Consider the following 14,213-nt stretch of genomic DNA (forward strand, 5'->3'; position numbering starts at 1 on the left):
GCTCTACGGCGGAGTGTCCGTGCTCGGGTCGAACTTCTCGAACGCTGCGGCTATCGCAGGGATTGTCAATGCCGCTTCAAGGATCATGATTGCGGACGCGACGGCGCACGCGAGCGTCCACGAACTCAGCAGGAACCCGCACGCCAGCGCCGCGGCCACCGCCAGTCCCAGCGCGGGCGCGAGAATCAGGAACTTCACCATCAGCACGAAGAACGAGCGCCCGACGTGCTGAATGTCCATCGTTTGTTGAAACGCCATCCGAGTGGGCCAGAGCAAGAACGTGACGTTCTCCATACCGATAACGAGTGCGGAGAACGGTAGCGCGAGCACAGCGATAGCGATCACGTTACCGGGCCGGTTAACGGCTATCGCGGAGCCGAGACCGATGGCGAGGTATACCGCGGAGAGCACCAGCGAAGGAGCGACCAATTGCGCGGCGGCGATCTGCCGCGAGCCAACAGGAAGTGTTTTGAGTCCGTCCATGACATCGATATCCGACCGGAAATCGAAACGGACGAAGTTCACGCCCAGCACGGTGATATACACCAGTATCCCCATCAACGCGGGCAACGACACATCGCGCACGGCCTCGTCCACGTCGTAGCGGCGAAGGAGAAGCCCGCCGACGATGCACAGAACGTATAGTTCGATGATACGGCGTCCCCACCCGTGGGTCGCGGCAGTCAGTTGCCGCCATGCTACCGGTCCGAAACCGCCGAGTCGCGGCAGGTCCGGCAGCGACCAGCGGCGCTTTCGCGTGATCGCGCGTTCAGAGATGAATTGGCCGCGTTTGAACCGTTCGAGCGCGGCGTACTGTCTCGCGCTGCGCGCCATAGCCGCTTCCATAAAATCGGCGTCCAACACAAGGATAATCGCGTAAAGCGCGGCAACCATCGTTGCAGTCAGCAATGTCCACATTGCCCACACAACCGTCCCGCCGTCCGCCGCCATGACGTGCGCAAACGGAACGAATGGCATGCGCATCCAATGGATGACCGGATGTTGAAACACGAGTTCAGCCAGGAGCATGGGGTCGCGCTGCACGCCGGCGGCGTTCGACAGGTCGCGAAAAACCGTGAAGAGTGCATAGCCGAGCGATCCGAGCATGGCCGCCGCGATGCCGTAGCCGAGGTATTTCACGCGCACGGACACCGCCTGCACGAGCATTGAATACGCCGTGCTGAATAGCGTTGCGTACAGGACGGCGAGGTACATGCCCAGGAACATCGGCAGCCGTGTCGGCGAGAACGCAAACGTCGCGAGAAAGAAGATGACCGTCATGAACAGGCTGCCAAACGCTGCGCCGAAGAGCTTGTACGTGATGAGCTGGCGGCGCGAATACGGTCCCGTAAACAGCCAGTCGACTTCGGCCGGTTTGAAGTTGAACGCGACGCGCAATTCCGGCGCAAGCATCGACAGCACGCACAACATTCCGATGCCGAGTGGTGCGATCCGCAACACCCAGTCAATTGGGACATGGGATTCCGACCGGTTCAGTAGCAGGCTGTTTAGCACCGCGGGCGCAAACATCGCGACGTAGACCACGACGAACAGCGCGCCCGCGGGCCGCTTCATTTGTTTGAACAGCCGGCGCGCCAAGCCGCGCCATTCAAGCAGCTTGAGCACGACAAGTCCGCGCGGCAAGAACATGCCCTTAGGCCCCTGAATCAAGCGGTGGGGGTGACGCGCCGGGCATACGCGTCGCGCGCAGGAAGATTTCCTCGAGCGTCGCGTCGCCATGCAAATCGTCGAACGCCGTCCGCGCCTCGGTAAGCGTCCCGAAATACAGGCACTCGCCCCGGTGCAATATCAGCAGGTGGCTGCACAGGTCCTCGACAAGATCGAGGATGTGCGAACTCATAATGATCGCGCCGCCGGCCTGAGCGTAGCCGCGAATCGAGTCTTTTGTCGTGCGGATGCCATGCGGATCGACGCCGGTCAGCGGTTCATCGAGCAGCAACGCTTTCGGCGCGTGCAGGTACGCGCAGCAAATGGCCAGCTTCTGCCGCATTCCGCGCGACAGTTCCGCGCCGAGCGTGTTGCGTTTTTCTTCGAGTTCGAACTGTCTGAGCAGGCGCTCCGCATCGACCTCCCATTTGGGCACATCGTACGCGGCGGCGGTGTAACGCAGGTGCTCCCACACCGTGAGCACGTCGAAGAGCTTCGGATCGTCGGGCACGTACGCGAGCATGCGCTTCGCCGCAACGGGGTCAGCGCGGACGTCATGGCCGCCAATGCGCAGCACGCCACGCGTCGGCGGGATGATGCCGCACATCGCGCGGAGCGTCGTCGTTTTGCCCGCGCCGTTTGGGCCGACCAGGCCGAGCACCTGCCCTGGTTGCACGGTGAAGGTCAGGCCCTTTACGGCGAACACGCCGTCGTAGTGCTTATGAAAATCGAGTACTTCAATCATGCTTCGATTCGCTTGTGCGCTCCCCATTGCGCGCTGCCGCCGCAATTGCGAGCGAAACCACGATTCCACACGCGAGAATGATTGCCGCGCGCCCCAAGTTTGCTCCGTGCTTCGCGGAGACGTGCGTCGCAGCCGCCTCGGGCACCATCCACGAAAGCGCGTTCGACTGTAGATAGGTTAGCACCATGACGATCGAAACGAGTATAAGGCTGTGTTTGACCGTCCGGCGAAAGAGCGTGGCTTCCTGTCCGGTCAATCCCGTCGCCGCCGTGGCGACCGCAATGGATTGCGGCGACACCATCTTGCCGGCTACGCCCCCGCTCGCGTTTGACGCGACTGTGAGCACGGGACTAATCCCGACTTTTTCCGCGGTGACGGCCTGGAGCTTTCCGAAGATGGCGTTGGATGACGTATCCGATCCGGTAATGAACACTCCGAGCCAGCCCAGCAGCGGCGCAAAGAGCGCGAACATGGCGCCGGTGCCGGCGATGAAGGTGCCCAGTGTTACGGTCATCCCGGACGCATTGCCGAGATACGCGTATGCCAGCAACGAACCGACCGTGATGAGCGGGTACTTGAGTTTGATCAAAGTCTCGACGTAAGTGCGCCACAATTCATGCAGGCTGAATCCCTGGCTGAGCGCCGTGACAACGCAGGAAATAAAGAGCGCGGTCCCCGCGGCGGACAGCAAGTTGATTGTGTATTCCGCCGCGATGGGCTTTCCCGTCGTAGCGGACTCGATCGCGTTGTGCAACCCCAAGACCGGCGCCTTCCGCGTGACCATATCCAGCAACGCTTTTACGTCTGGTAGGGCCCAGATGATCATCAGCACGCAAACGATGAGAAATGGACTCCATGCAAAAAGTGGACTGTGATGCGGGGTTGCGCCTTCAGTTCGAGTTCCCCCCCCGCGCTTGCGTGTCGTGAGCCAGATTCCGACGGCGGCCATCGAAACCAGCGCGGATAGAATGTCGGGCAGGGTCGGGCCGAGGTAATTTGAACTCCACCATTGCGTGACCGCGAAAGAAGCGCCCGCAATAAGCGCCGTTGACCACGTTTCTCGAATGCCCTTCAATCCCGACATGATCCCGATGACGTAGAACGGCACGATCAGCGAGAGAATTGGCAATTGGCGCCCGACCATCTGCGAGATCGCCATCTGGTCGATTCCCGAAACATTCGACGCCATGAGGATCGGGATGCCGATCGCGCCGAACGCGACGGGGGCGGTATTCGCAACGAGACACAACTCCGCCGCTTCTATCAACGGAATCCCCAGCCCCGCGAGAATACCCGCGGACATGGCCACGGGCGCGCCAAACCCCGCGCACGCCTCGACCAGCGCGCCGAAACAAAACGCCACGAGCACCGCCTGAATGCGTTTGTCCGTTGTCAGCGTGGCAATCGAATGTTTTAACGCCTCGAACTGGCCGGTGCGCTCCATGATCGTGTGCAGCATCACCGCGCAGAAGACGATCCAACCGATCGGGAAGATACCAAAGCACGCGCCATGAAACGAGGACAATAACGCCAGTGGCGCCGGCATGCGGAACGCCGCCACCGCGACAACGAACGCCATCGCGAGCGCGCCGAGCGCAGCCCAGTGTCCCTTCATGCGCTTGACTGCAAGCGCCCAGAACAAGAACACAATCGGCAGCGACGCAACCGCCGCGGACAACGCGAGCCCCCCCAGCGGATCGATGGTCTGTTTCCACATGCCAGCAACTCCCCGACCGGCAAAGTGTATCAGTCACCATACTGCATTGTCGCTCTGTTTGCGAGTGTCGCAGGTGGCATGTTGGTCAATCCGTCTATGTTCGAAATCGAGCAATCGAACATTCGTGCTTAGTCCCGTCCGTCCCGTTTTGCGACCGCCCCGCAAACCCGTACAATCGGGTTGCGCGGCCAGCGAGCAAGGAAAGGAGCTTCCAATAATGAGCGAATTCGTCTTTGACACCGGCGCCGTCGCGCGGTTCTCGGAGGAAAAGTATCAGAAGGTGAACCTCTACGAATCGCACCGGCTGTTTTGCGATGTCTATTGCCTGCTGCCCGGTCAGAGTCAGCGCGCGCACGTACACAACGACGAAGACAAGATTTACCAAGCGCTCACGGGACCTGCGAGGTACAGATTGGCGGTTCAACGCGCCCGCTGCCGCCCGGTTTCACGGCGATTGCGCCCGCAGGGATCGAGCACGCCATCACGAACAACTCGAACGAGCCGGCGACGGTGCTCGCGGTGATGGCGCCGCATCCGCGGCTGCGGAAGCCGTAGCAACGGATCTTTTTCGTACCTAGCGCTCGCGCGCTATATGATTCGCTGCTGCCGAACTTTGTGCTTATGATCGTATTCGTGCTCGATCTTCTTGAGTATCGAATACAAGTACAATGAGACTCCACGAGCGCGACGAGCGTACCGAGACCAGGGGATCGACGAGCATGCAACTTAACCCGCTTTATCGCTGAATATCTTTCGCGACTTATCGATCCGCTTATGGATGCTGTCGCGCACCTCATCGGGCACAGCTATTCCAGCCTCGGCTTGCTGGGCACACAGCGTATCGAATCCCTTCCGCACCGCGTCGCACCAGCCCGCGAAGTACTCCGCCGCTTCGGCATTCGGGGGCGCAGGACAACCGCGCACATCGATGTAGATCGGACTCGTGATCGCGTACTGGCCAGCGACACACGGTTTGCCTTCCGGACTGGTCATGACATCAGGCGTCGCTGGCCCCTCGACAATCGCAAGAACCCATCCTGAATGTTCGATCGATAGGTCGAAGTCGACGGCGCGCTTACCGCCAATCGCGCCGCCAGTCGCCGGCACTTCAAGAACCATCGTTCCGTTCATCCAAAGCTGCGCGCGCGTGAGGCCCCACAAACTTCGCGCTTCGACTTTACCGCGCACAGGGCCGGGCCCGTCCAGCTTCACTGTATTGCCAGGCATGCATCCTTCGACGGCAACTTCAATCAGCGGCCCATTGGTGGCAAGAGTTTCGCCCGCGTTGTACGCGGCCGCAAAGGCCTTCCAGTCGATCGTTGAAGTGCGCGCGTAGGTGCGAAGTCCGCCGATCGGCTCCCGCCCCTGGTCGAGGTGAAAATCCGTCGAGCCGGCAACCCCGCAACGAAAACCGAGATTGAGCAAACGCATGTAGTCGCGGAGCTTCAGCGCAAACTCGCCGCGCGCATCTTCTTTTGCGAGCATGTCGATCGCGCAGGGGACGCCCAGCGCTACGTCGATTGGCCATTCGCGCGCGATGAGGCCGGCCTTTGGATCGGCAAGTGCGCTAACCTCTTCGCCGGTTCGCAGCGGCCCGTATGGATGCGCGTAGGAGACCGCGCCGCGGCCGGAGCCAATCGCAGTGATGTAATCCATGTTCATCGGGGCGGCGTTCCCGGTCCCCGCGATTGACGGAACAGTCCGGTCGAATATAGGGCAAATATGTCCCCAATAATTGCGCGTCAACTCTTGCGTGTAGCTTGCGTGGAACGATTCGCTTCGTCTCAATGCGTCCGGTTCCAGCGCCCGGTCGACGCCTTGGAACGGCAGATAGCCGATACCCTCCGCTTGCGCGATTGCGTAAACATCGTTGAGGTCCATCATCGGATACAGGGAACCGCCGTGACGGAACAGGTGCGTGTGATGATCGACAGACAACCATCCGCGGCGGCCCCAGTTGGCGCTCCTTTCGAGGTTTAGCGAAATGTGCGTTCGCACGCCCGATCGAACATCGACCTGCTTTTCCGCGATTGCATATTCAAAGCCCTTCATTGCCCGCACCGTGTAGCGGCCCGCCGGCAGGGCAATGCGCCCGAGACGCGGATCGATGAGTTCGAAGCAGCGTGTACCTTGTGTGTAGGCGTAAGTGAATGCCGGAACGACGCCTTCGCCGTGCTCGTCGACGATGTAGACGCGAGCGGGTACGTGTCGCTTGCCGTAGCCCGCGACTGCGATGTTAAGCTCGCCTTCGTTGTCCGAAAGCGGAATCGGATCCGCCAAATCGATTAGCCGAACATTACGCACGCGGAATCGTCCGGGCAACTCTTCTTTCGACACGATAGCCATCGCCGCATCAATCGCATGTGTGCCACGCGGTGGCTCGACAACTATCCACGCGGACTGCCAATCGAGCGTCTGCCAGCAACTGGTTTGCTTTTCAATCGTATGCCGCGATTTTCCGTCTGATCCAAAGCAATGGACCGCTACGCCTGCGAAATCTGCGCGAAAGCGCCATGTCTTCTCGCCTTCGACGCGCATTTCCCAAGCAAGGAGATAGGTGAGACCGCCGCCAACCGGGGTGGGAGGCAGGATGACCGTCGCTTCGTCCCGGGAAGGTCCGGGCGAGATTGTAAGCCAGTTTGCGTCGGCGTTGGCGGCGACCACCGCCGCGATCAAGACACTGGACGCGGTCATTAGCATGAGAGAAACCCTCGTTTAGGCGCGGGCCGAGCCTTGCCCTGCGCAATGATATAAGCTATCCGCATGCAATACGAGCCTCAGATTCGGCTGGCGTGCTCCGTTGGCGTGTTCGCAATCATGGCGCTGTGGGAACTCGCCGGGCCTCGCCGTGCGCTAACGGTCCGCAAGGGCCCGCGCTGGTTCGTGAACCTGTCGCTGGTTGTGATCGATACCCTGGTCGTTCGCCTGCTGTTTCCAATCGCCGCGGTGGGAATGGCGGAGCTTTCCGCGGTGCGGGGTTGGGGCGCGCTCAACATGGTTCACGCACCGTACTGGCTGGCGTTGACCGCGTCGTTCATCGCGCTCGATTTCATCGTCTACGTCCAGCACGTGCTGTTTCACTACGTGCCATTCTTCTGGCGGTTTCATCGCGTCCATCACGCGGACGTCGACTTCGACGTGACCACCGGGCTTCGCTTTCACCCTGGTGAAATCGCGCTCTCGATGTGCATCAAGCTGGGGGCAGTCGCGCTGCTTGGTCCGCCGATGGAGGCCGTAGTCGCGTTCGAGGTCGCGTTGAACGCTACGTCATTGTTCAACCACAGCAATGTGCGCATTCCGCTCACCATCGACCGCGCGTTGCGGTTTGTAGTGGTTACGCCCGACATGCACCGCGTCCATCATTCGGTTGTGTCAGCCGAAACGAACAGCAACTTCGGATTCAATCTGCCGTGGTGGGATCGCCTCTGCGGCACATACACCGCGCAGCCGCGCGACGGGCACACCGAGATGGCGATCGGCCTCGATCAGTTCCGGGACCGCATCAGTCAGCGGCTGGTAGCCCTGCTGTGGTTGCCGATAATCAAGCAAAAGAGGGTGGAGTAGATAGGCGGTCAGCGAATGAAGTCGAGCAGGCTCGGTTGAATGACGCGGCTGGCAGCGTTTAACGCGGCCTGGAACGCGTTGCTCTGTGCGTTGAGATTCAGGACGACATCGGCAAAGTCCGCATCGATTGAATCGCTCAAGACCTGCTGTAACTGAATCTGAAAGTCTTCCAGTTCCGCTTCAGACGCGGTGAATCGGTTCTGCACAGCGCCGACGCGCGCGATGCCTTGGCCCAGTTGCTGGCGAATCCCTTCGAGTTCGGTCAGCCGCGCGTTCTGCAGGCTCGATTGATCGCCGGCGAGCATATTGTCGCGAATATCAATCAGGGTCTGGAAAATGTCTTCGGCGCCCTGAAACACGACGGACCCCGGCTCGTTGATGACCACATCAACGCCGTCGCCAATCGTCACGTTAATGTCGTCCGCGTTGCCGACGTACGTCACCGCCGTGATGTTGCCGTTCACGTCCCGGGTGACTTCGTATGGAGGTTGGGTGGTGCGCGTGCCGCCGAAGATGTAGGCGCTGCCGGTTTGATGGTTTGCCGTGCTCACCACGCCTTCGAGAATCTGATTGATTTCTTCCGCGAGAATATCGAGCGCGTTCTGATCGTTCGTGCCGTTCGCGCCGCGCAGGGTCAGCTCGCGCGCGCGGAGCACATTCTCCGTCAGCGTCTGAAGGGACGTCACGGTTTCCTCGAGCCGCGGCCCGGCGGACGCGATGTTCTGGATGTATTGTTCGTTTTTCGCGATGGTCGCGCGCGCGTTGATGGCGCGCCGCGCGTCGATCGGATCGTCGGAGGGATTGTTCACGCGCAATCCCGTTCCCAATTGCGTTTGCAGATCGATGATGCGGTTGTTCTGGTACCGCAGGTTTGCCAGCGCCCGCTGCACAAGGATTTGCGATGTTACGCGCCCGACGCCCATCTTAGCCCCGCTGATCGATCAACGCGGGTTCGCCGGTGACTGCCGTCGCGGCGCCGCGCTCGCCGTAGGCCGGCTGCAACGATGGCGCGATCGCGATGCACGCCAACAGGCGTTGATTGAAATCGAGCGAGCGCCGGATGGTCCGCGCGTTCAGCCGCACGACGCGGCGTGTTTCGTTCACGGTCTTCCGCAGACGACACTGGATGTGCTGGAGGCGCGCGTTCCACGGTCCGGGCGCGGCGTTGGCAAGTGCGTACAACGTACGGCGGTCGGGAGGCAGACCCAGTTGAACGGCGACCTTCGCAATCACGCCCGCGCGCGACGCCTGCGCGTGCGCTGCTTCGCGCACAAGAATGTCCAGCGCCGCGGTGCGCGCTTCGAGCGCGTTCAGATCGCGCGCGCCAATCGCGTCAATCTGCGCGCGGCACACGGCCAGGACAGTCTCCTGCCGTTCGATTTCGTCTTCGAGACCGCCGCAAAGCTTTTCAAACAATTCGTCCACAATCGTCTTCCTCGCGCCTTCCTCTTTATCGGCAGAACGAATCGGGACTTGAGGGCGGCCCACCGGGCCGGGCGCAGAGTTATGGGGTGCGCATGAGCGCCGCGCCGATTGCCCGCAGCGCCACGTCGCGCTTCCAGTTGGTCTTTCCGTACGTGGCCATGAAGTCTTGTTGTTCCATCAGCCTGGCAATGCCGAATTGGCCGCTATCGGCCATGGCGCCGCTGAGGGCGTCATTGAAGATGTCGCGCTGGTAATCCGACGCCACGCCGCCCCCAAGCAGTCCGTCCTTCGGCACGGACTTGTACATTTCGTCGAGCAATTGCTTGAGGAACGCGTGTTCGAGTTCGCGGTAGGCCAGTTTCTTACGGTCCGGCGCCGCACCGGTATCGAGGCCACGAGCGTAGGCCGAATCGAGCGGGTTGACATACAGCACTACATGATCTCCAGGTCCGCGTCGAGTGCGCCCGCCTGGCGCAGCGCCTGAAAGATTGCGATCATGTCGCGCGGCGTCACTTTGAGACTGTTCAGCGCGTTCGCAATGTCCGCGGCGGAAGTGCCCTGCACGGGCATGAGTGCCCCCGGTTCCTCGTTCGCTTCGAGGTCAGTGGTCGCCGTTACGGCGGTTCGCCCTTCCTTCGAGAACGGCGCGGGCTGGCTTACGGCAGGCGTGCGGGCCACGGCAATAGTGAGGCTGCCGTGCGCTACCTGGCACGGCTTGATCATCACTTCGCCGCCCACGACGAGCGTGCCCGTGCGTTCGTTGATGACCACACGCGACGGCAAATCGGCCTGAACGGTAATCTCCTCCAGTTCGGCGATGAACGATATGAGATCGGCGTGGTGCAATTCCGGTATGCGCACGGTAATTGTGCTTGCGCTCAGCGCGCTTGCGGAATTCGGGCCGTACTTGTCATCGATTACGTGGCGTATATTGTCGGCGGTCGCGAAGTCCGCGCGTTTCAACAGAAGCGTGACGCGCTCTCCGTCGGTGATGGTGGAAGGCACTTCGCGTTCGACGTACGCGCCCATCGGCACGCGCCCGGCGGTAACGTGGTTTTTGCGCACCGCAGCGCCTCCTCCGCCCCCCGCGCTTTCCGCGTTGAATCCGCCGACCGAGACCGGCCCCTGGGCAATGGCATAGACCGTACCGTCCGCGGAGCCCGGCCCATACAGGAACGTTTCGGTGAGCGTGCCGCCTTCGAGACTCTGGCAGTTGCCAATCGAACTCACGCGCACGTCGATCCGCGTGCCCTCTTTCGCGAACGCCGGGAGCGTCGCATCGACGATGACTACCGCCGTATTCGGTGACACCAGGTCCTTGAGCTTATCTACCTCGATTTCGAGCCGCTCGAGCAAGCGGAGTTGCCGTTGCAGCGCGTCAACGTTTTTGTCGCCGGTGCCCGCCAGACCCACCACGAGCCCAATCCCTTTGAGCGGGTTGCCGCGCGCGCCTTGCACCTCGCACAGGTCCTTGATGCGTGCGGCCTGAGCCGTGAACGACAGGAACGCGGCCAGCAAGAGCATAGCGAGCGACAATAACCTGCTAGACCGTTTGAAATGCGATGTCATTGGCGCGTTCGCTCCGTTCATGTCATCAGTATGGCGCGACCCAATCGAGGAACCTGGTCAGCAATCCGCGCCGCTGGTTGTTCCACAGCGGTCCGCGCCCCTTGAGTTCGATCGTCGCGTCGGCGAGTTGCGTCGAATCGATGACGTTGTTCGGCGACACGTCGCGTGCGCGCGCAATGCCCCTAACGTAGATACGTGAGTCCTCGCGGTTCACCGAAACGACCTTTTCGCCTTCAATCAGCAACGTGCCGTTCGGATACATCTCCTTGACGGTGCACGTGATCGTCGTTACCAACTGGTTCTGGCGCTGAGTCTGGCCCGTCGTGCGCTGTTCGTTCTTCGTGCCAATGGCCCAGTTCGGCAGTTTCTCCGGATCGAGAATGCCCAAACCATCGGGCTTCTCCGCAACCAGAAACTCGTTGTCGTTCTCGTTCGCTTCGGACTCCACGTCCGATTCCTTTTTCGTATTGGTGTTGGAGTTTGTCGAGGCCTGAATCTTCTCCCGCACCATCACGGTGATGATGTCGCCGGGCTCGAATTTTTTCTTTTTCAACGACACAAGCGTCCCCTGTTCCGCAACCTTCTGCGTGAACAGCGAATCCGCGAACGCGGTTGTCGCGAACACGACTGACGCAACGAGTACGGGCAGCGCGCCGCCTATCCAACTCTGCACACGGTTCATTGCATCACCTCCACGGTACCGTCCGGCCGCACACGGCCCTGGAACTCAGCCTTCGAGTCGGGATTCATCAGGCGAACGACGTCGCCCGCACCGCCGTTGTCGAGCGCTTTTGCGCGCGAACGCACGACGAGCCCGCCCGCCTGTGCCTCGACCGACACGGTCTGGTTGCGTTTGATAACCTGCTTCGGCACGAGCGAACGGCGCGAGACCGTCTCGCCCATGAACATACTGTCGCGCGCGATCATGCCGACGATCTCGTCGAGGTCCTGAATCGCGTCGCCTTTTTGCTGTGACAGGGCGCGCTTCTCAAACCGCAGATCGGTCGCGCCGATTTGTTTTCCGCGCGGAATGTCCAACGCGCAAACGAGCACTTCGGCGTATGCCTCGATGTTCGCCTGCGCAAAAACCGTCCGCTTCACCTTGCCGTCCACTTCAACATCGCCGCGAAACGAACCCTGGCCGACCCAACGGTACTGCGGATTAGCCATCCATCGCACGGCTACCTCGCCCTCCGGCACCGTCACCGGATTGGGTTCGACGAGAATATCGACGCTGGTCTCCGCGTCGCTCCACGGCAGTTGCGTTTGAATGTACGTGCGCAAATCGTCGGTGAGCACCTCGCGCGAGAGATCGAGCGACAGTGTCGTCGCGAGTACGCTACCGGCGCCCTGCAACTCGACGCCTTCCGCACCCGCTCCGTTTAACCGCATTTTCAGCAATTGACTGTCAATGCGCTTCGACGATCCCGGGGACGCCGCGCTGCTGACTTCCAATGCCGCGAGTTGCTCCGCGTTCGGCCCCGCGATGTCCGCGATGTCGCCAAGGGTGACCATTGGTCCCTTCACATACGCCTCGGTCTTCAACATGATCGTGTCCGCGGACGCGGCCACGGCGATGAACGCGGCGGTCAGCGCCGTGAACACCAGCCACCGCACTGCGTATCGTGTTGCGTTCGTCATGCTACCGCCTCACCCTGGTTACCGCCTCACGTTGTTCGCAACTTGCAGCATCTCGTCGGATGTTTGAATGACCTTCGAGTTTGCCTCGTACGCGCGTTGCGCGATGATGAGGTTCAAGATTTCCTCGACGACCTGTACGTTCGAATTCTCGAGAAAACCCGAATTCAGGAAGCCAATGCCTTCCGTGCCGGGGGAGCCTTGTATGGGGGGGCCGGAGGCCTCGGATTCCCGCAGCAGGTTATGACCAAGGCGCGCGTCCAGCCCGGAGTTGTTCGGAAACCGGATCAACAGAATTTGCCCAAGATTCGTCGGTGTCGCGCTGCCGGGTTGTTTGGCAAAGACGGTCCCGTCGTTGCCAATCGACACCTCTTCGGCGTCGTTCGGAATGCTGATTCCGGGTTGCAGCGGGAATCCGTCAATGGTAACCAGGTTACCGTTCGGATCGCGGCGAAAACTGCCGTCGCGCGTGTACGCCGGCGTTCCGTCGGGCAGCGTGACCTCAAAGAACCCATTGCCCTCGATCGCTACGTCCAATGCGTTCCCGGTTTGAATGAGATTCCCTTGCGTGAACAACTTTGCCACCGAGGCGGGCTTTGCGCCGTGTCCGATTTGAATGCCCTCGGGAATCGTCTGGCCGCTCGCGGTTTGCGTGCCTGCGGGCTTCACCGTTTCGTAGAGCAGGTCCTGAAAATTTACCTTGCTCTTTTTGAACCCCGTCGTGTTTACGTTCGCGAGGTTGTGGGCGATCGTGTCGATGTTGGTCTGTTGGCCAATCATCCCGGTCGCCGCGGTGAATAGCGCGCGTATCATCGTGCTTTCTCTTTCCTGTTCGCGATTCTGATTCCGATTTCAAATTTGAGATTTGAAATCGCAGATCCGCCTATAGCGGCTACGTCGGCATGCCGACTTCGTTGATCAGCCGGCCCATCGTTTCGTCAACGGAGTTGATGACTTTTTGGTTCGCGTTGTACACGCGCAAGCCCAGCGTCATTTGCGCCATCTCGAACGGCACCTGCACGTTCGATCCCTCGAGACCGCCCGGTACGACCGATGTGTTATCGCCGGGACGCGGTCCGCCCGCGCTCTCGACCGGCGCGAACAAGTTTTGGCCGTAGCGTTCGAGCAGGTTCGGGTTCTCGAATTCGACGATGCGCAGTTTACCGACCGACTGGTTGTCTACAAGCACCGCGCCGCTCGAATCGAACTCGACGCTGCCGCCGTTGACTTCAATCGCACCACCGTCGCCCAGAATCGCGAAGCCGTCCGACGTGGTCAGTTGTCCCTCGGCGTTTATGGAGAATTCGCCATTGCGCGTGAAGCGTTCGCCCGCGGGCGTTTCCACGGCAATAAAACCCGGGCCCTGCAACGCGACATGCATCGGGTTTCCCGTCATGCCGATGGGACCGGTCGCGTAGTCGGTGTATACGTTGGTCAATGCCAAGCCGCCGCCGGGGCCGCGCTCCGCGTTCAGGCGCGCGGCGGTGCCAAGGCTGCCCAGGAAGATTTCCTTGAACCCTTCGCTGATGGCGTTTTGCCGCTTGAAACCGGCGGTCGCGGCGTTCGCGATGTTGTTCGCGATCACCGCCTGCCGATCTTCCGTGGCAATCATGCCGGACGCGGCCGCGTAGAGACCCTGAATCATTCCCCAATTCCCTCTTGGGGGCATTCGCCCCCGTGCTATGGCATCGCCCGAAGGCGCTAATCTTGGAGGCCCGGCCGGCGTTTCAGGGATGAACGGCGGCGCTTAAGGGGGAGCGCAACCGTTAGCCGGGCCAACCACTCACGTTGGACCCGCTATGGGACAGGTCCAGGTGGGAAGGAGCAATGGGTGTGCCAAGGCGGCGGCGCCTTAACCGCCGCGCTGCAAGTATCCATTACGATTAC

13 protein-coding genes and 1 pseudogene are annotated in these 14,213 nt (G+C 61.0%); 2 read left to right on the forward strand and 12 right to left on the reverse strand.

What is annotated here, in order from left to right:
• Window positions 1-3: 3 nt before the first annotated feature.
• From HUU46_08870 to HUU46_08880, 3 genes are read right to left on the reverse strand one after another with little or no spacing between them, the layout of a single operon-like run.
• Entirely contained in the window at window positions 4-1,650 is a 1,647-nt protein-coding gene (locus HUU46_08870) for a hypothetical protein (protein ID NUM53742.1), read from the reverse strand.
• A gap of 4 nt (window positions 1,651-1,654) precedes the next feature.
• Entirely contained in the window at window positions 1,655-2,413 is a 759-nt protein-coding gene (locus HUU46_08875; protein ID NUM53743.1) for an ABC transporter ATP-binding protein, read from the reverse strand.
• Window positions 2,406-4,130, reverse strand: a complete 1,725-nt coding sequence (locus tag HUU46_08880) for a lactate permease LctP family transporter (protein ID NUM53744.1) — start codon at window positions 4,128-4,130, stop codon at window positions 2,406-2,408. Before HUU46_08880 ends, HUU46_08875 begins: the two co-directional genes overlap by 8 nt.
• 217 nt (window positions 4,131-4,347) lie before the next feature.
• Between HUU46_08880 and HUU46_08885 the strand changes: the two are divergent.
• A pseudogene (locus HUU46_08885) lies at window positions 4,348-4,685 on the forward strand (cupin domain-containing protein).
• Between the two features lie 171 nt (window positions 4,686-4,856).
• On the opposite strand, the gene HUU46_08890 reads toward HUU46_08885, so the two are convergent.
• Complete coding sequence (locus HUU46_08890) at window positions 4,857-6,830, reverse strand: CehA/McbA family metallohydrolase (GenBank protein ID NUM53745.1); 1,974 nt, start codon at window positions 6,828-6,830, stop codon at window positions 4,857-4,859.
• A 63-nt stretch (window positions 6,831-6,893) separates the two neighbouring features.
• Here HUU46_08890 and HUU46_08895 point away from each other — a divergent pair, with 63 nt between their 5' ends.
• Entirely contained in the window at window positions 6,894-7,694 is an 801-nt protein-coding gene (locus tag HUU46_08895) for a sterol desaturase family protein (protein ID NUM53746.1), read from the forward strand.
• Window positions 7,695-7,702: 8 nt separating this feature from the next.
• Here HUU46_08895 and flgL read toward each other — a convergent pair whose 3' ends face one another.
• The 8 genes from flgL to HUU46_08935 all read right to left on the reverse strand — a co-directional run bounded on the left by flgL (window position 7,703) and on the right by HUU46_08935 (window position 13,971).
• On the reverse strand, window positions 7,703-8,617 hold the full coding sequence (flgL, locus tag HUU46_08900) for a flagellar hook-associated protein FlgL (GenBank protein NUM53747.1): 915 nt from the start codon (window positions 8,615-8,617) through the stop codon (window positions 7,703-7,705).
• A gap of 1 nt (window position 8,618) precedes the next feature.
• Window positions 8,619-9,119 carry a flagellar protein FlgN gene (locus HUU46_08905; protein ID NUM53748.1) on the reverse strand — a complete coding sequence of 167 codons (501 nt, stop codon included), beginning with the start codon at window positions 9,117-9,119 and terminating at the stop codon, window positions 8,619-8,621.
• Window positions 9,120-9,198: 79 nt separating this feature from the next.
• Window positions 9,199-9,552, reverse strand: a complete 354-nt coding sequence (locus tag HUU46_08910) for a rod-binding protein (protein NUM53749.1) — start codon at window positions 9,550-9,552, stop codon at window positions 9,199-9,201.
• Window positions 9,552-10,688, reverse strand: coding sequence for a flagellar basal body P-ring protein FlgI (locus tag HUU46_08915; protein ID NUM53750.1), 1,137 nt, complete (start codon window positions 10,686-10,688; stop codon window positions 9,552-9,554). The genes HUU46_08910 and HUU46_08915 overlap by 1 nt, the downstream gene beginning before the upstream one ends.
• A 25-nt stretch (window positions 10,689-10,713) precedes the next feature.
• On the reverse strand, window positions 10,714-11,370 hold the full coding sequence (locus HUU46_08920; GenBank protein ID NUM53751.1) for a flagellar basal body L-ring protein FlgH: 657 nt from the start codon (window positions 11,368-11,370) through the stop codon (window positions 10,714-10,716).
• Window positions 11,367-12,329 carry a flagellar basal body P-ring formation protein FlgA gene (flgA, locus tag HUU46_08925; protein NUM53752.1) on the reverse strand — a complete coding sequence of 321 codons (963 nt, stop codon included), beginning with the start codon at window positions 12,327-12,329 and terminating at the stop codon, window positions 11,367-11,369. The genes HUU46_08920 and flgA overlap by 4 nt, the downstream gene beginning before the upstream one ends.
• Before the next feature lie 18 nt (window positions 12,330-12,347).
• Window positions 12,348-13,139 (reverse strand): flagellar basal-body rod protein FlgG, encoded by a 792-nt coding sequence (flgG, locus tag HUU46_08930; GenBank protein NUM53753.1) that lies wholly within the window; start codon window positions 13,137-13,139, stop codon window positions 12,348-12,350.
• Window positions 13,140-13,218: 79 nt separating this feature from the next.
• The gene (locus tag HUU46_08935; protein NUM53754.1) at window positions 13,219-13,971 is read right to left on the reverse strand and encodes a flagellar hook-basal body protein; all 753 of its coding nucleotides are present in this window, start codon (window positions 13,969-13,971) and stop codon (window positions 13,219-13,221) included.
• Window positions 13,972-14,213 lie beyond the last annotated feature (242 nt).

It is taken from the genome of Candidatus Hydrogenedentota bacterium (assembly GCA_013359265.1).
Classification (GTDB): Bacteria; Hydrogenedentota; Hydrogenedentia; order Hydrogenedentales; family SLHB01; genus JABWCD01.